Source organism: Sedimentisphaera salicampi, from assembly GCF_002117005.1.
In the GTDB taxonomy this organism is placed as follows: domain Bacteria; phylum Planctomycetota; class Phycisphaerae; order Sedimentisphaerales; family Sedimentisphaeraceae; genus Sedimentisphaera; species Sedimentisphaera salicampi.
Genome location: NZ_CP021023.1, coordinates 550,042 through 567,889, shown reverse-complemented (window position 1 = coordinate 567,889; position 17,848 = coordinate 550,042). Strand labels below are relative to the sequence as shown.

At 44.9% G+C, this 17,848-nt stretch carries 17 protein-coding genes; 14 read left to right on the top strand and 3 right to left on the bottom strand.

Translation table 11 applies throughout. The annotated features are described in order from the left end of the window. The first annotated feature begins 75 nt into the window (after positions 1–75). The 14 genes from STSP1_RS02145 to STSP1_RS02080 all read left to right on the top strand — a co-directional run bounded on the left by STSP1_RS02145 (position 76) and on the right by STSP1_RS02080 (position 15,143). Entirely contained in the window at positions 76–1,299 is a 1,224-nt protein-coding gene (locus STSP1_RS02145) for an IS4 family transposase (RefSeq protein WP_085754774.1), read from the top strand. Between the two features lie 303 nt (positions 1,300–1,602). Then, positions 1,603–3,747: a LamG-like jellyroll fold domain-containing protein gene (locus tag STSP1_RS02140; protein WP_085754773.1), complete on the top strand. Its 2,145-nt coding sequence runs from the start codon at positions 1,603–1,605 to the stop codon at positions 3,745–3,747. A 43-nt stretch (positions 3,748–3,790) separates the two neighbouring features. Beyond that, complete coding sequence (locus tag STSP1_RS02135; protein ID WP_161491566.1) at positions 3,791–5,968, top strand: LamG-like jellyroll fold domain-containing protein; 2,178 nt, start codon at positions 3,791–3,793, stop codon at positions 5,966–5,968. A gap of 327 nt (positions 5,969–6,295) precedes the next feature. Continuing rightward, positions 6,296–7,606, top strand: coding sequence for a phenylacetate--CoA ligase family protein (locus STSP1_RS02130; RefSeq protein WP_118158562.1), 1,311 nt, complete (start codon positions 6,296–6,298; stop codon positions 7,604–7,606). Between the two features lie 15 nt (positions 7,607–7,621). Next, positions 7,622–8,056: a hypothetical protein gene (locus STSP1_RS02125; protein WP_085754771.1), complete on the top strand. Its 435-nt coding sequence runs from the start codon at positions 7,622–7,624 to the stop codon at positions 8,054–8,056. Between the two features lie 13 nt (positions 8,057–8,069). Beyond that, on the top strand, positions 8,070–9,287 hold the full coding sequence (locus STSP1_RS02120; protein ID WP_085754770.1) for a bifunctional 3,4-dihydroxy-2-butanone-4-phosphate synthase/GTP cyclohydrolase II: 1,218 nt from the start codon (positions 8,070–8,072) through the stop codon (positions 9,285–9,287). Further along, on the top strand, positions 9,288–9,776 hold the full coding sequence (locus STSP1_RS02115; protein WP_085754769.1) for a hypothetical protein: 489 nt from the start codon (positions 9,288–9,290) through the stop codon (positions 9,774–9,776). It abuts the gene before it with no gap. A gap of 34 nt (positions 9,777–9,810) precedes the next feature. Then, entirely contained in the window at positions 9,811–10,365 is a 555-nt protein-coding gene (locus STSP1_RS02110; RefSeq protein WP_085754768.1) for an RNA polymerase sigma factor, read from the top strand. 2 nt (positions 10,366–10,367) lie between these two features. After that, entirely contained in the window at positions 10,368–11,249 is an 882-nt protein-coding gene (locus STSP1_RS02105; protein ID WP_085754767.1) for an anti-sigma factor family protein, read from the top strand. Positions 11,250–11,425: 176 nt separating this feature from the next. Further along, positions 11,426–11,743 carry a Sec-independent protein translocase subunit TatA/TatB gene (locus STSP1_RS02100; protein ID WP_161491565.1) on the top strand — a complete coding sequence of 106 codons (318 nt, stop codon included), beginning with the start codon at positions 11,426–11,428 and terminating at the stop codon, positions 11,741–11,743. 71 nt (positions 11,744–11,814) lie between these two features. Continuing rightward, entirely contained in the window at positions 11,815–12,285 is a 471-nt protein-coding gene (locus STSP1_RS02095; RefSeq protein WP_085754766.1) for an N-acetyltransferase, read from the top strand. Next, the gene (locus tag STSP1_RS02090; RefSeq protein WP_085754765.1) at positions 12,270–13,115 is read left to right on the top strand and encodes a prephenate dehydrogenase; all 846 of its coding nucleotides are present in this window, start codon (positions 12,270–12,272) and stop codon (positions 13,113–13,115) included. Before STSP1_RS02095 ends, STSP1_RS02090 begins: the two co-directional genes overlap by 16 nt. Before the next feature lie 215 nt (positions 13,116–13,330). Next, a complete protein-coding gene (locus STSP1_RS02085) occupies positions 13,331–14,653 on the top strand; it encodes an MFS transporter (protein WP_123806950.1) in 1,323 nt (440 codons plus the stop codon). Further along, positions 14,631–15,143 (top strand): methylated-DNA--[protein]-cysteine S-methyltransferase, encoded by a 513-nt coding sequence (locus tag STSP1_RS02080; RefSeq protein ID WP_085754763.1) that lies wholly within the window; start codon positions 14,631–14,633, stop codon positions 15,141–15,143. Before STSP1_RS02085 ends, STSP1_RS02080 begins: the two co-directional genes overlap by 23 nt. Here STSP1_RS02080 and STSP1_RS02075 read toward each other — a convergent pair. The 3 genes from STSP1_RS02075 to STSP1_RS02065 all read right to left on the bottom strand — a co-directional run bounded on the left by STSP1_RS02075 (position 15,140) and on the right by STSP1_RS02065 (position 17,841). Beyond that, the gene (locus STSP1_RS02075) at positions 15,140–15,547 is read right to left on the bottom strand and encodes an acyl-CoA thioesterase (protein ID WP_085756639.1); all 408 of its coding nucleotides are present in this window, start codon (positions 15,545–15,547) and stop codon (positions 15,140–15,142) included. The two genes, STSP1_RS02080 and STSP1_RS02075, sit on opposite strands and share 4 nt — an antisense overlap. 55 nt (positions 15,548–15,602) lie before the next feature. Further along, the gene (locus tag STSP1_RS02070) at positions 15,603–16,841 is read right to left on the bottom strand and encodes a phosphoglycerate kinase (RefSeq protein ID WP_085754762.1); all 1,239 of its coding nucleotides are present in this window, start codon (positions 16,839–16,841) and stop codon (positions 15,603–15,605) included. A gap of 169 nt (positions 16,842–17,010) precedes the next feature. Further along, the gene (locus STSP1_RS02065; RefSeq protein WP_226997495.1) at positions 17,011–17,841 is read right to left on the bottom strand and encodes an alpha/beta hydrolase; all 831 of its coding nucleotides are present in this window, start codon (positions 17,839–17,841) and stop codon (positions 17,011–17,013) included. Between the last annotated feature and the right edge of the window lie 7 nt (positions 17,842–17,848).

Genomic DNA, 17,848 nt, shown 5'->3' with positions numbered 1-17,848 from the left:
AAGATGTTTCTTTGAAAATAGCGGGGTATGAGTTACACTAATTTCAACAAACTAACCAAAAATTAGGAGTAACTCATGACACCCGCTAAGCATCAATATACAGTTCTCAAGCAGATATGCCAATATATTCCTGCTTATCTTGTTTCAAAATTATCCCGGTTTTACGGTATTGACAAGCAATCACGAACATTTTCGTGCTGGTCTCACATTGTATCTATGCTTCATGTCCAGATTGCTCACAGCCTCTCGCTGAACGACGTTGCCGACACATTGCGTAATCATTCCGGAGCTTTGATTCCTATTCGCCGTGCAACCCCACCAAGCAGGAATGGGCTTTCTCATGCAAACAGGGTTCGAGATCCTCGTATGGCAGAGACTCTCTTCTGGGAGGTGCTGTCCCATATCCAAGCCCAGCATCCTAATTTTGGCAGAGGTCATAAATACTCCGGCCTTCCAAGGCGTTTTAAGAGAGCAATATATGCGGTTGATTCAACAACGATTCAGCTTGTAGCCAACTGTATTGACTGGGCTAAACATCGCAGACGCAAAGCCGCTGCAAAGTGCCACATGCAGCTTAATCTCCAGACATTCCTGCCTCAATTTGCTATTGTAAAAGAAGCCTCAACCCATGATTCGACAGAGGCTTATCAGCTCTGTCAGAACCTTAAAAGCGGCGAAATAGCGGTTTTTGACAAGGCTTACGTGGATTTTAAGCATCTGGCTGATCTTGACAGGCGAGAATTATTCTGGGTTACCAGAGCCAAAGACAATATGAAATATCGTTTTGTTAAACAGAATACAGAACCAAAAGGTGATATCCAATACGATGCATTAATTGAACTTGAAATGCCGAAAAGCTATGAGGCCTACCCGAAGCAGCTCCGTTTGGTTAAGGCTTATGTGGAAGTTAACGGCGAGAAAAAGCTTATGAAATTTATCACTAACAATACTCAGTGGGCGCCGAGCAGTATCTGCGGCCTATATAAATGCCGATGGGGCATAGAGGTGTTTTTCAAGCAAATAAAGCAGACTTTGCAGCTAAGCGATTTCCTAGGGCATAGCCAAGAAGCGATTCTATGGCAAGTATGGACGGCAATGCTTGCTTATATTTTAATACGGTATATAGGTTTCCTCGGCAAATGGAAAGGAACATTCAGTCGATTGTTTACTTTGCTGAGGGGTGTATTATTCAGCCGGCTGGATGTTTTTAGCGTTATGGCTGCCTGTGGGACAGCACGTGGTTCACCGCGTATGGTTGCAAGCCCTCAGCAGGCTTATTTGCCAGGTTTTAATATGTAGCAAGATTTTACGCAAAGAAAGAGGTGAAAAAAGAGTGGGCAGTATTGAGCAAATAACTGACAATTGAACAATAGCCAAAAAAATGCAAACTGGGGTGATTGAAATCCTTCAGGAAAAGGGCGTTTTAATACAATAAACAAGCCCTCAACGATAAATCTATGGACCTATGGGATGGCTGTGATTTTTTTTGTAAAAAGATTGGCTCCTTCTTATTAATTCACTGAAGAAAATTTTTAAATGGAAGTTGCAGCTTTGGTTGCTGCATATAGTTAATAAGTTAAATTTATTTCGGAGTATTTCATTATGAAAAAAGTGTTTTTAATTCTTTTCTGTTGTTCAGTTGCGGCGTCCGTCTGGGCAGGGGAGATAGTCCCTTGGTTCGATGACGGCGATGCCCTGGTGGATTATACCGCTGCCAGAGATGGAGATTTCGGCGATATTACAGCCCTGAACCCGGGCAGCACTATCACCTTCGCCGCAAAATTCACACCTTCAGTGGCCGATGTTACAGAAGACAGCGGCCCGGTGGCTGTAATTGAAACCGGCGGTACCACCTTCGGCAGCGGCATTTGGATCTGCAACGGCGAGCTTCACTACGCCTTCAGGGCAAATGTTAGCGGAAATAACGACCGCACCTTTCAAGATTTCGAATTTGCAGATGGTGCTGGTGCAGTAAAAATGGGCGATATTGAGGCAGAACAAGAAGTAAATGCGTGGGTTTCTGTCGATTTGAATTCAGGTATAGTTCTTTCTTCAGTTAATGGAGTTAGAAGAATCGTCTATCTGGACACTTTCCCCACCTCAACAAATCTGACAGGTAACCAAACTGTTACATTTCTCGGAGCAGGTACTATTGATACAGGCTCAATGGGCGGCTTGAATGGAGCAAATGAGCCCCTGCTTAATGCAGAAAATACGTGGGGAATGACTACCGTATCCGGCACTACCGTGAGAGGACAGATTTTTGGAGAAGCCGTAGATCCTACGCTTCTTCCTCACGACCCTTCTCCTGCGGTAAGAGCTGAGAATATCGACCCCGACACCTTTACAGAAGTTAGTTTTGACACTGCTGAAGATCCGGAAAATGCGGGCTCTCAGAATTCTGACGTAACAGGTCATTTTGTAACTTTCTATCGCGGAATGGACGGCGATCCTAATCTTGGCATGGCCCCGCTTTATGAAACCTTCGTTTCAGCAGGAGCAGATCCTATTACAGTGCCGGTCAATACGCCTGAAACATTCGAGCTCGAGCTCGGGCAAGAGGTTTTCTGGAACGTTGAAGAACAGATGAGCGGAGCACCGGAAGGCGATTCTGCAAATATAGTTGGGCCTCTGTGGAACTTTGAAACTCTGCCCGCTACTCCGGCTGCTGTTTCTCAGCCTGTAGATGAGGCCGTATTTGCAGGTGAGCAGGCGGTATTTGAATACACCTTCACAAGCAAATCAGCAGCAAGCTCAGCATGGTATAAGGAAGGCGACCCTGACACAGAACTGCTCGAATCCGATCCTGACATAACCATTGATCTTGCCCAGAACGGCGATGAATTCACCTCAACGCTCTACATCAATAATGCAGAGGTGGCTGATCAAGGTTATTACTACTGCATTGCAGCAAACACAGCGGGCGATACTCAGTCTGATTCTGCTTCTCTTGCTGTTAAGCGTATGGTTGGATACTGGCCTCTCGACGGAGACTATCAGGACTATTCCGGCGAAGAGAATCACCTTACACCTTATGAAGAACCGATAACAGAACAATGGGTTGACGGCGTCGCCCCTGCAGTAACCGGTCAGGCTCTGAGTACAATAGAACACAGAGATACGGTTGCTCAGACAGAGCCTTTTGCGGCCGCTGAATACACCGATGAAGTTACTATGTCTATGTGGATTTATTGGCCGGGAGCGGACAGCCACCCTGCAAATAATCATTTACGTACTATATTCAGCTCACGTGACTCAAGTCAGAATAACTGGTTTTGGGAGTTTGATCAGAGAACAGGCTGGCTTACTGTAAATGCCCCGGGATACGCACCATACGGATATTACAATCTTCCAAAGAGCGAGTGGGTTCATCTTGCGGTAACCTCATCCGCCGATGAAGTTGCCACGTTCTATGTAAACGGCTCTGAAATTGACCAGACAAATCCGGGCAGGTACAGCATCAATACTGCAAGTGTGCCTGTATTCCTCGGAACAAACCAGCTTGATAACCTCGATTTCTGCACCGAGGCGATATTTGATGAAGTTAGGCTCTACAATTATGCTATGCCTCCAGAGGATATTGCCGGCTTGTACTATGATGTAACCGGCGAACAAATATGCGTTGAGCCGAATGCTGAAAATCTCGCTTATGATATAAACGGAGACTGCACCGTAGGCCTTGAAGATTTTGCTGAATGGTCGGTTGACTGGCTGAACAGTATGCTTTATCCCGCAGCGGGCGAGTAATTCGGTTTGTAAGTGATAATTAAATATTATGGAGAAAAATAAAATGACGAAAGTATATAAAATCCTTGTATTAATGTTCTTTGCAGCGGCCTGTTCAGTGTCTCTGGCTGGAGAAATAGTTCCCGGATTCGATGACGCTGATGCCTTGGTAGATTTTTCTGAGAAAACCGCTCAAAGCCAAACTTGTCCGCCAATAGACAGCTCTGGGCTGATAACACTTTCAGCAAAATTTACTCCGACTGAAGCAGACACAACTAAAACAGACGGGCCGGTAATAGTGATTGAGGTAGGCGGAACTACCTTTGGTACAGGTCTGTATATCTGCGATGGTATGCTAACATTTTGCTCAAAGGGAGCCGGCGGCTCCGGCGGAGAGCAGGCAAATGTAGCCAGCCTTGATGATACCGATGCCTCAGGTGATGAAGGCGTTGCAGTGGCAATGGGACCAGTATATCCGGGCGTTGAAACAGAAGCTTTTGCTTCTTTCAATGCGAACACCGGCGAGCTTGCAGTTATGATTAACGGAAGGCTCTATGAAGAAACCATAACAGGAACATTAGGCTCAACAAATCTCACTGGCGATCGCAGAGTAAGCGTTCTTGGCCAGTTTCCCGCTGAGGGAGAAAGCTACAATTACCCTTCAATGGGTGGCTTGAGCCGTGATTGGTATCCTTCAATTGAGCTGGTAACCTCAGACGGCTGCGCTGTTGCTATGGAAACCGAAGGAGGCTCTGATGTTAGAGGGCAGATCTTTGAAGACGTGATAGATCTGGAAACCTTCCCGAGAAACCCAGTGCCTGCCAACAATGCGATTAATGTTGACCCTGCTGCCGTAACTTCTGTTCAGTTTGACACTGCCGGCGACCCCGCTGACACTTCAAATCCGAACCCAGACATTACAGGGCACTTTGTTACTATCTATTCAACATTCGACCCAGCAGATCCGAACAACAATGTGGCAGAAGTTGATACATTCGTTCCGGCAGGCAGTGATCCTGTGCAGGTTCCTTACTCATTCAACCTTGGTGATGAGGTATTTTGGCAGGTTGAAGAGCAGGTTAGCGGTGCTTCAAAAGGCGCTCCGGGCAACATTGCTGGTCCTGTATGGGAGTTCGAAGCACTGCCGGCAATCCCTGCAATTACCGCTTCACCTGAAGATACGGCAGATTTTGCCGGCACAGAAGTAACTTTAAATGCTTCTTTTACCAGCAAGTCTGCAGCTTCTGTGAATTGGGTGAAGGCAGGTGAACCTGAGCTTATTCTTGACGACAGCGACCCTGACGTAACAATCGGAGTATCTCAGCACGGTGACAGCTACACCACAAGCCTTTCAATTGCTGATTTTGAGAAAGCCGATGAGGGTGAATACTTCTGCAGGACAAACAATGCGGCCGGAACTGTAGATACTGATTCTGCGATGCTGGGAGTTAAGCGTATGATAGGTTATTGGCCGCTTGATGGAGACTATACAGACGCTTCAGGCGAAGGCCATCATGCAGACCCAAACACTACACCTCTGGCAAGTCAGTGGGTTGACGGTGTTGACCCTGCAATGACTGGCCAAGCACTTGATACTGAGCCTAACGCTCTTGTGGCCGCAGAAACTGATGCCTTTGTGCCTGCTGAGTACACAAACGGGCTTTCTATTACCCTCTGGATCAAATGGGCAGGCTCTGGTGTTGCTCCTACAGATTGGACAGGCCTTGTTTGCTCTAAAGACCAGCAGCTAGATAATAACTGGTGGTTTGGTCTCGGTCCGGACGGACAGATTGACATCAATCATCAGGATTACGGCCCTGTTACAGCTCCTCAGGAGTATTATCTGCCAGAAGGTGAATGGGCTCATATAGCGTTTGTAAACAACGAAGATGAGCAGGGCAAGCTCTATGTCAACGGTACTCTTGCTGCTGTTGGCGGGCCTTTCAAAACCAGCAGAAACGAATTGCCTGTGCAGCTTATGAGTGATATGCGGGATGAAAACGGCACACTCTGGCGGCCAACATACGGCGTATTCGATGAGATAAAAATGTACAATTATGCACTTTCAAGCGATGAAGTAGCAGAGCAGTATTACCAGATAACTGGTGAAACAGTTTGTACAGAGCCTGAATCACCCGTGCTTCAGTTCGATTTCAACGGCGACTGCAAAGTTGACCTTGCAGATTTCGCTCTGATGGCGGGCGACTGGAACGAGTCTAACCTGTATCCACAGCTTGACTAAACATTACTGACTCCTTTAAAACATTAAAGCCTCCTCAATTTTTGAGGGGGCTTTTTTTGGATTCAATAGCCCCTTTGGAAGTTGAAATATTGTAGCAGAAAGAGCCATATTCCTGTTTCCTCAAAAAAATTCAAATGTTGGTTTTTTATACGGAGCAGTTCAGCCCAGACCCTTTTATGGAGAGGCTAAATTCCTGCGGACTGCCTTGGAAGATGATTGAATTTGAGCAATAGTATAAAGAGAGCCTTTTTGTAAGTTGAAATTTTTACGGTCTTTGCTAAACTTTAGCTTTTGCGGCCAATTAAAACAATTATAAAGGCAGAACAAATGCAGATAAACTTCTGGAATAAGCAGATCGAAACGGCGAGCCGAGATGAGATAAACGATATTCAGCTCCAAAGGCTCAAAAAGATTGTGGGACTTGCTTTTAAATCAGAATTCTACAAGAAAAAGTTTTACAAGGCGGGCATAGAAACCCCTGAAGATGTTAAAACTCTTGAGGATATTCAGAAATTCCCCTTCACTACAAAAAACGATTTGAGGCAGAATTACCCCACAGGACTGCTCGCATCGGATTTTGATGATGTTGTGAGAATTCATTCCTCCAGCGGGACAACAGGCGTTCCTACGGTAATCTATCTTTCGGCCGAGGATATGGACTGCTGGACTGAGCTGGTTGCAAGGAGCCTTGTTGCAACAGGCTGCACGAAGAGCGATATATTCCAGAATATGATGACATACGGACTGTTTACAGGCGGCTTAGGCCTGCATTACGGGGCTGAGCGAGTAGGGATGGCGGTTCTCCCTATCGGCGGTGGAAACACGATCCGGCAGGTTAAATATATGCAGGATTTCAAAACAACAACTCTGCACATTACCCCGAGCTACCTTCTGCACATCCACGGGAAGCTGGATGAATTTAATACGAAAATAGAAGACTTGAATCTCAAAAGGGCTATCACCGGCGCAGAGCCGCATACTGAGCAGACACGAAAAAAACTTGAAGAGCTTTACAATATGCCTTGCTACAATTCCTACGGGCTAAGCGAAATGAACGGGCCGGGAGTAGCGTTTGAATGCGTTTACAGAAACGGAATGCACATCTGGGAAGACGGCTTCATCGCAGAAATAATCGACCCTGAAACAGGCCAAGTGCTTCCGGACGGCGAAAAGGGCGAACTTGTTCTCACAAACCTTACCAGAACAGCTATGCCGCTTATAAGATACAGAACAAGAGACTTGTGTCATATCTATGATTCAGACTGCCCGTGCGGTAGAACTCACCGCCGGCTTTCCCGTATTATGGGGAGAACCGATGATATGATGATAATCAACGGCGTGAATGTATTCCCTTCTCAGATAGAGGAGGTTGTGATGAATATACCCGAGGTTGGAACGAATTTCCAGATTGTTCTTGCCAAGAGCGGGGCTATAGACAAGGTAATTGTAAAGGTTGAGATATACTCAAAGATGTTCAGCGGAGATGCCTCGCAGCTCGACAGCCTGAATAAAAGAATTTGCGAGGAGCTGAAGGCATCAATATTTGTTAATCCAGCTGTTCAGATACACGAACCCGGCACCCTGCCTACTTTTGAAGGCAAGGCAAAGAGGGTGATTGATATGCGGGAAGAAATTTAGATTGGAGCTTTAATTATGATAAAGCAGCTTAATGTTTTTGTTGAAAACAGGCCGGGCAGAGTTTACAGGGTAACTGATATTCTTACCGAAAACGAAATCGACATCAAGGCCTTTACCGTGCAGGACAGAGGCGAATACGGCCTTATCAAGATGATAGTGGATAAACCAGACGAGGCAAGGCTTGCGCTCTCAGAAAGGGGATTTGCCTGCGCACTTAAAGATATCACCGCTGTGAGCGTTCCAGACAGTCCGGGAAATTTGAAGCGGCTCACATTAATTATGAATGAGAATGATGTAAACATTGCCGATGTATTCGGCTTTGTTGTTCAACCCGGTAATTTGGGTGTCTGCTGCATGGAGATACACGATACCCTGAAGCAGGCCGCTGTTGACAACCTCAAAAAAGAGGGTTTCAAACTGCTTGACAGCTCAGATTTTACAGACCTTTGACAGAAATATATAAATGGAAGATACGCAGTTAAACACTATAGATGAAGTAGCAGAAGACCTTCGCAGCGGGAAGATGGTTGTTTTGGTGGACGATGAAGATCGCGAGAACGAGGGCGATCTGGTCTGCGCGGCAGAGCATATAACCCCTGAGATTGTGAATTTTATGGTAACTCGGGGCAGGGGTCTTATATGCGTTCCGCTTGAGGCTGAGAGATGCGAAAAACTGGGGCTTCACCCTCAGTCTCTCGTAAATACCGCTTCGCTAGGCACAGCCTTTACTGTAAGCGTGGATGCAAAGGACGGGATAACAACCGGAGTGAGCGCTTCCGACAGGTCCAAAACGATTCAGGTACTATCTGATGATAAAACAAAGCCTTATGACCTTGCACGTCCCGGGCATATTTTTCCTCTGAGGGCAAAGGAAGGCGGCGTTCTTACCAGAGAAGGCCAAACTGAAGGTGCTGTGGACCTTGCAAGGATCGCAGGTCTCAAGCCGGCGGGCGTTATTTGCGAGATAATGAACGACGACGGAAGTATGAAGCGTTTCCCTGATCTGGTGAAGTTTTGCAGGGAGCACGATCTAAAGATGACTTCAGTTGCCAATATAATTGAATACAGGATGCAGAAGGAAACTCAGGTTCGAAGAATGCAGGCAGTGTCTATGCCTACAGATTTCGGCGAATTTGAGCTTGTTGGATATGAGAGCCTTGGCTCAACAGAGCCTCATATTGCCCTTTGCAAAGGTGATTTAACAACAGATGAACCTGTTCTTATCAGAATGCACTCAGAATGTATGACAGGCGATTTGTTTCATTCAAAGCGATGTGAATGCGGCAAGCAAATGGAAAAGGCCCTTGAGATGATTCAGAAAGAGGGCAGAGGGGTGTTCGTATATCTGCGTCAGGAAGGAAGAGGGATAGGCCTTGTTAATAAGCTAAAGGCCTATAAGCTCCAAGAAGACGGCCTTGATACTTATGATGCGAATGTGGAGCTGGGATTTGCCCCTGATAAGCGTGATTACGGTATAGGAGCGCAGATACTCAGGGATTTGGGAGTGAGCAAGGTGAAAATCCTCACCAACAACCCTAAGAAGATCGAGAGGCTCAAGGTTTACGGGATTGAGGTTGTCGAGCAGATGCCTATTGAGATGCAGCCATGCGAGTACAACGTAAACTACTTGAGAACAAAAAAGCACCGTTTCGGACATTTACTCAAAGGTGAGGATCTGTAATTGGTTAAGCTTATTGTTTGTATATTGATTTTTACGGGCGGCTGCGGCGTTTTTACATCCTCCGTAAGCCTTGAGGAATGCAAGCATAGCTGTGAGAGCCAGTACGCCGGCTTCAAGCCGGAAGTCTTAAGGGTTTCTCCGCTTTCATCTGCCTCAAAGGTTTCGGGAGGCTATCAATTTGAGGTATATGTTGAGCTGGAGGATAATTTCGGCTCGAATATCAAGCACCCGGGGGTGTTCAGGATTGAGGCCTACAGACCTAAAAAGCTCTCTGCTGTTTCAAAGGCGGAAAGAATCTTTAAATGGGACGATATAAATGCTGTTTCAGCAAAGGATAACAACAGTTATTGGAGAGATATGATGCGTTCCTACTCATTTCACCTTCAAATGCCCGAGAAAGGCTCTGCACTATCAGAATGCGTTATTGAGGTTACTTTTATCTCGGAAACCGGTATGCTGAATACTCAGAAAACTTTGCAGATTGATTAAAGTGCAGAATAATCCAGAAGACAGCAGCCTACTGATGCGCTACCGCCAAGGCGATAAGGACGCCTTGGGGGAGCTTATCCAAAAATATCAGTCCAGACTCTACACGACACTTCTGAAAATTTGCCAAAACCCCGATGATGCCATGGAACTTTGTTCTGATGCGTTTGTCAAAGCTGTTGAAAACATTGATAATTTCAAGGCCGAAAGCAGCTTTTATACTTGGCTTTTCAGAATCGCTGTTAATCAGGCATTGAACTTTGTGAAGCGAAAGGGGCTTGTATCGTTCAGCTCAGCCGAAACAGCGTTTGCAAACGAGGATGAACCTGAAAGGGTGGAATTTGCTTCGCAAGAAGCATCGATGCCAATTGATCAGCTTCTTGAAGATGAAAGAAAACAGGTGCTTTGGCGGGCGGTGGACAGCCTTGAGCTTCATCATAAAACTATGATATTGCTCAGAGATATAGACCAGATGAGCTATAATGAGATAGCAGAAATTCTGGAAATAACTCAGGGCACGGTTAAAAGCAGAATCTACAGAGCCAGAGAAGCTCTGAGATTAAAGCTTCTGCCTTATTTTGAGGGCGAGTAAAAATGAGTGAAATCCAAAAATTGATAACGCAGTATGTTGACGGATGTGTTTCTGCTCAGCAGGCCGCAGAGCTTGAAGAGATCATGTCTCGTTCGCCTGAAATCAGACGCAAGGTTCGAGAGCAGCAGAAAATCCGTGAGATTCTGTCTGAGGCCGGTGAATTTGCTCCGTCTAAGGATATGCACACCCTTGTACAAAATAAGCTTGCAGCACGTCGGAAAAAGAAAAGGGTTTATCTATTCAGAACTGTCGGCAGTGCAGCAGCTTTGCTGGCCTTTGCAGCAGTTATTACAGTTATATGGGGCTCTTTCAATATAAATGAGCGTCCAAAGCAAGCTCCTGCGAAGATTGCAGCAAGGAGTTTGAGTGTGGACAGAATCACTCAGAATCCTGTTTCTCCTTTAATGAACGACTGTATGCTCTCTTGCAGGGTGGTTTTGGGAGGTGATAATTCCGAGCTGTCTAAAAAGCTTTTAACTCAGATTCTTTACAACCGATCCCTTCTGGCTTCTGCTGATTCAAAAAAAGGAAGAGTTCGGTTTGATTCTCATTTACAAGCCCTTTCATTGGTTCTAAGCGATCTTTCGAGGGTATCGGATTCAAACTGTCGTCTTACGATCAAAAACTTTTCCACCGGCGATCAGATTGTATTAGAGAATGCTGCCTTTAATCAGGCTGCAGAAATTCTAAATGAGGCAAGCTGGAATAAGGCTTTGAATCTTGCAAAGACCTTTGATATTCAAAACAGCTTTCGTCTCCCTTCAGCCGAAACAATTGAGCCTTCTATGGGTTTTATTGAGCCCTCAATTGCTTCCTCCAAGCCCAAAAAGCAATCAAATGGGCAGGGCAGTGTGAGCGTGTGTATTGAATTTAAAGGAATTTAGCTTAAGTTTATTGCATTTCAGCCCAACTTTTATCTGCTCTGAGCGTAGTAAATGGTGGTAAATGAATAATTTTGCAAACCTTTACTAATATTTAAATATTTGGCTTGCCAAAATTAGTTTTTAATGTTAGATTTAAAACAAGTTAAGAAAATTTTGTTTCATATAAGGGTGAGAAAATGGAATACGTTCTCGGTTTTATAAATTTTGGTCCTCAAGAGCTGATTATTATTTTAATAATTGCTGTGCTCATCTTTGGCAAGAGGCTTCCTGAAATTGCACGCGGTATGGGAAAAAGTGTTAATGAGTTCAAGGAAGGCCTTAAAGAAACCAAAGAACAGATCTCTGAAGATATTGATACTGATGAGATCGAGTCTGAGATAAGAGATGTTGAAGGGCAGGTAAAAAGAAACGATAACAGTTACTCTGATTCTAATTCCTCAGATGATTCTGAAGATTATTCAGCAGCTCAGGAGCAGGAAAAAGAGCAGGCTTAATTCATTCTTTTAGGCAATTTGAGATAATTTAGGCAGCCTGTTTTTAAGGTTGCCTATTTTTTTTAATTATTATGACTATACGCAAGGCAAAAATTTCCGATGCTGAGGGCATTCATAAACTAATTAGGCATTATGCAGAGCTTGACAGAATGCTTTTTAGGTCCCTCTCAAGGGTTTATGAAGATATTATGAGCTTTGTGGTTGCTGAGCAAGAGGGTGTAATTGCTGGCTGCGGGGCACTGTCGGTTGTCTCAAAAGACCTTGCAGAGATTAAGAGTCTTGCTGTTAATAAAAGATATGCAGGCAAAGGTTTAGGTAAGGCAATAGTGCAGAAGCATATGCAAATCGCCTCTGAACTCGGAATAAAAAAGGTTTTCGCCCTTACTCTTGAAGAAGATTTCTTTTTGAAATGCGGTTTTGAAACCGTAGAGAAAGGCAGGCTTCCGATGAAAGTATGGAGCGACTGCGCTAATTGCCCGAAACAAGAGCATTGTGATGAGATCGCAGTAGTTACTTCGGTTGAAAAATGCCCAAAAACTTAAAAAAAGTTTCTATTATTGGAGCAGGCCTTATAGGCGGCGCTGTAGGCAAGGCGGTTAAAGAACGCCTTCATGGCTGCAGGGTTTCCTATTACGATAAATCCTCCGCGAACGCCGCCAAGGCAGTGAAACTCGGCTTTGCAGATAAGTATGCGGCAGAAATAGAAGACTGTGTTGAAGATGCAGAGTTGATTATCGCTGCTGCTCCAGTGGGAACTTTTAAATCAATTTTCAGCAAAATTTCACAATTCGTGGATGAGAAAACTGTTGTTACCGACGTTGGATCTACTAAAGTTATTGTCTCAGAATGGGCGGAAGACATTCTGGGCAATGGCGTTTTTATAGGTTCACATCCAATTGCAGGTTCTGAAAAGTCCGGAATAGACAACGCCTGTGATGTTTGTTTTGAAGGCGCAAGATGCATTATTACCCCGAGTGAATCGGTCTGTGAGGAGAAAATTTCTTTTCTCAGCGATTTTTGGGAGGCCTTGGGGATGCAGACATCAATTATGACTGCCGCTCGTCATGACAGTATATATGCTGTTTTGAGCCATCTTCCGCACGCTGCTGCGGCAGCTATGGTGCTCTCAACTCCCGAGGAATTTATAAAGTATGCAGGCAAGGGATTCCGCGATACAACCAGAATTGCGGAGGGTGATTCTGATATCTGGACAGATATTTTTATGACAAATTCAGAAAATATGCTTAACAGTCTAGACGGGATAATAGAAAAGCTGGAGAAACTCAAGTTTTTCATTTCCAACAATTACTTATCTGAGCTTCGTGATTTTTTTGAGCAAGCGAGAGAGTACAGAAAAAAAATTAATAAATAATTTGATTTTAACTAATTTATCCTTGATATTGCAATAAGAACACCGTAGAATACCAAGTTGGATAGTAAAGCTCACAAAAACCTACTACTCCTCTAAAACATTTTGACCTCCTCCTCCTTAACAACCAGCTTTGCCTCAAAAGCTGGGGGCGGTGTCCAACGACACCGCTCTTTTTTTGTGCAACAAAAATTATACTGCTGAAAGATAAAATTGTTTTGAGTACCAAGTTAGTAAACTTTCCTTTTAAGCCTGCAAAGATCCCGTTTTTCTATGGATGGGTGATCGTTGCAGTATGCGCTATCGGGGTAGTTATGAGTGTGCCCGGGCAGACGATAGGCTTCAGCGTGTTCACAGAGCCGCTGAGGGAGGCTGTTGGGCTTTCAAGAAAAGATTTGAGCAAGGCCTATCTGGTTGGTACACTGCTGAGCAGTTTTATGCTTCCCTTTGCAGGGAAGATGATAGACAAACTCGGCGGCAGGATTATGGGTACAATTTCTGCTTTTCTGCTTGGATTGGCATGCCTTTTGATGAGTCAGATAGACCGCTTTGCTGAATTTGCGGGTCAGTTCGGCCTTGCCTTTGCGGCAGTCTGCCTATGCTTCACATTTATGCGTTTCTCAGGACAGGGCTGCATGACAATGAGCTCCCGAGTTACTATGGCCAGATGGTTTGAGCATAGAAGGGGGCTTACAGCCGCATTGAGCGGGATTGTAGTCTCATTCGGGTTTAATGCCTCCCCCAAACCGCTTGGTCTTATGGTCGGAAATATAGGCTGGAGCAGCACGTATATAGCCTTATCTGCGGCTGTCGGGATAGGAATGAGTATCATTGCTTTTGTTATGTTCCGTGATAATCCCGAGGACTGCGGCATGCACGTTGACGGCCCGAATTATCAAAAGGCAAGAGAGAAAAGCGGGGAGGTTGCGGATGAATATTTTGATTTTACAAGGTCGCAGGCGGTTAAAACTGTTGAATTCTGGATATACACCTTTGCAGTGGCATTGAGCGCCCTTCTTACAACTTCAATCTCATTCCATACTGAGGCAATTGGAATGGAAGCAGGCCTTACAGCCCAGCAGGCTTTCGGCCTTTATATGCCTATGTCTTTTTTCAGCGCTTTTTCCAATCTTCTTGGGGGATACTTTAGCGACAAAGTGAAAATGAAAAAGATCCTGTTTATATTTATGATCGCTATAACCTTTGCAATCATAGGAACCGCAAACTGGGACAAGCTTTATGGCAGGGTGATGTTTATGGCTGGTTTCGGGACAAGCGGAGGCCTTTTTAATACACTGAGAACTGTAGCTTGGGCAAGATTTTTCGGGAGAAAACACCTCGGGGCAATTAACGGTCTTACAATGTCGATGCTGGTAATATCAACAGCAGCCGGCCCTTGGCTTTTCAGCCTGCTTAAGGGTTTCTTCGGGACATACAGCAATGTTTTGCTTTCTTTTACAGTTTTCCCAATTATAATATTTATATCAGCATTTTTTACAGGCAATCCGCAAGAACGATATGCAGAAAATGCCAGAAAATAAGTTTGAACATCAGGTTTTCAAAACAGAATTAGGCTGGGCGGGCATTGTGGAATCAGCCGGCATAATTTGCCGAGTGATTCTTCCTGCTGACAGCAAAGAGGATGTTTTGAGCATAACAGAACGATATAGTTCTTCTTACAAGGTTCCTGGTTATGCGGCTGAAAAAATTATTCTTTACTTTCAGGGCAGGCAAGTTGATTTCAGTGATTTGAAAATTAAGCTTAATGCAGAAGGCTTCTCAAAGGATATACTAAAAGCAGCGGCGAGGATAAAATACGGCAGCATCTGCACCTATGCCGATTTGGCGGATAAAGCAGGGCAGAAGGGCAAAGCAAGGCCGGCTGGCAGAGCGCTTGCAAACAATCCTCTGCCTGTTATTATTCCCTGCCACAGAGTGATCAAAAAAGACGGATCACTTGGAGGCTTTATGGGAAGCAGTGGTAACTTATTGAAACTTCGGATGCTGAGGCTTGAGGGCGTTAGTGTTTAGCTATGATCGCTGTATAGATGCTTTTTCAGCTCTTCTCTAATATCATCAGGAATCCGAACTGCCTTTTGCAGAGAAAAATCATAATGCACGATAACGGCATTCCCCTCTACGCATAATTTGTCGTTCTGCAGGGCCTGCTGGTATAAATGGAAGGATGAATTCCCAATCTTTGAGATGTATGTTCTGATTTGCACATCCGTACCGAAATACATTTGGCCGAGGAAGTCGAAATCTATATGCGCCATTATCATATTCCAGTTTGAGGGATCGAGGCTCAAATCCGGCACAAATATTTCAAATAAGGGATTTCTTGCCTGCTCGAACCACTGGGGAATAACGCAGTTGTTGATATGACGCAGGCCGTCTATATCTCCAAAACGCGGGGTTACTACTTTTGAAAACATCTCATCTCCAAGAAAAAAATGGGCGGCTGTTTTTGCCGCCCCGAGTGAGTTTTTCTTATTTATCTTCAAGGATGGCAAGGCATGCGAATTTCTTGCCTTCCATCATCTCAAGAGATGCCCCGCCTCCGGTTGAAACGTGGCTTACTTTATCCTCGAGCCCGAGGACCTTTATCGCGCTTGCGCTGTCTCCGCCTCCGATTACGGTTCTTGCTCCGGCTTCTGTAGCCTCTGCCAGTGCATAAGCTACAGCCTTAGTGCCTTTAGCAAACGCTTCCATTTCAAATACTCCCATCGGCCCGTTCCATACAACGGTCTTTGCGTTTTTGATTTTATCGGCAAACATCTCTGAGGTCTTAGGCCCAATATCAAGCCCTAACCAGCCGTCATCAATGCTTCCTTCCACAACCTTATGCTCAGCGTCCGCTTTGAATTCCTTCGCTTCCACTGTGTCAACAGGCAGGAGGATCTCGCAGTTGCCGTCTTTGGCTCTTTCCATAAGCTCACCGGCCTTTTCAACAAAGTCTTCTTCGCAAAGGCTGCTTCCGATATTTTCGCCCATTGCTTTGGCGAATGTAAATGACATACCTCCGCCGATTATGATGGTGTTTACCTTGTCCATGAGGTTTTCAATTACCTGAAGCTTATCTGAGACTTTCGCTCCACCGAGAATCGCAACAAAAGGTTTATCGCCTGCTTCAATTGTATCGCCGAGGAATTTTATCTCTTTCTCAATCAAGAAACCCGCAACGCAAGGTTTACCTGTCATCATCTGGGGAACCGTAAGCATTGAGGCGTTGTCTCTGTGTGCTGTTCCGAAGGCATCGCATACGTAAATATCTGCAAGGCCGGCGATCTCTTTCGCAAAGTTATCTTTCGCTTCTCTGAGCTGCTCGTCCTCCTTGGCAGCTTTGTCTTTTATAGTCTCGGCCTTGTGGAATCTGAGGTTTTCGAGCAGCATAACATTCCCCGGCTTTAGGCTTGCAGCCTTTGCCTGAACATCGCTGCCTATGCAGTCCTCAACGAAAATGACGTCTTTGCCCAGAAGCTCTGAGAGCCTTTGGGCTACGGGTGCAAGCGAGAAATCCATATTCCTTTCGCCTTTCGGCCGTCCCAGATGGCTCATAAGTATTACACTTCCCCCGCCTTCAAGAGCCTTGTTTATGCTCGGGAGAGCCTTGGTAATTCTAGCGTCATCGGTAATCTCTCTGTTGTCGTTCAAAGGCACATTAAAGTCGCAACGTATAAGTACTTTTTTGCCTTCCACTTTGATATCAGCAATTGTTTTCTTTGCCATTTTTTCACCTTCTAAAATTAAGAAATACAAACAGACATTAACAAGTATTATAAACCCAAATAATGATACTTTAAATCACAATAAAAATCAAGCGTCATATAGATTAATTTTTGTGTGTTTTACGAATTCACGCAAATATTGTTTTTGGTTGTAAGCGGCCCTAAAGCCGTTATTTTTTCAGCGTTGGCTTGCCTTCAAGATATCCAAGAGAGGTAAGAAACTTATCCGCCTCTAACAGGGTTACGTAAAATTTCTTCTTATTGAAAAAGCCGTGTTCGCATCCTTTGTAGGTGTGCAAATCGCACCTATTGCCGAGCTTGTTCATTTTTGTCTTGAATGTCTCAGCAGTTGAAACGGGTATCAAATCATCTTTTGTTCCAAGGAATACAGTTGCTTGAGGCATATCTTTATGAATGTTATGAAGGGGAGAAAAACCACGCCAGTAATCTTTCACTCTTTCATACCCATAGCCGTTTGGGCCGTTGTCAAAAACAGGATTGAACAATACGAGTGCGTTGGGGCGGCAGCTCACTTCAAGATTGTCTGTTTTTTCGTTAAATCCGTCTAAAGCAGCCGTTGCCGAGGCTACATGCCCGCCTGCGCTTCCCCCGCCTGCTGCAATCATATTAGGGTCTACGCCGAGTGCATCTGCATTCGCACGTACCCACCTTATCGCTGATTTTCCGTCTCTCACGCATTCCTTGGGGGATGTTTCGTATTTGTTTTTTGTCCTGTAGTCTGCGCACATCGCAGTCATCCCTCTTGAGGAAAGATATTCTGCTTGCTGGTAGAAATGCGATGGACTGCCGGATACCCATCCTCCGCCAAAGAAGAATACAATGCAGGGAGTTTTATCGCCGCTTTTATGTTCTTCAGGATTGAAAATGTGCATTGTGAGATCTGTCTGCTCTGTATGTTTATAAACCATAATTTTATCAGGCTTAATCTCCGCAGAAAAAAGCGAACCTGCAATCAAAAGGCTCATAACTAAATATTTCACTTGGCTC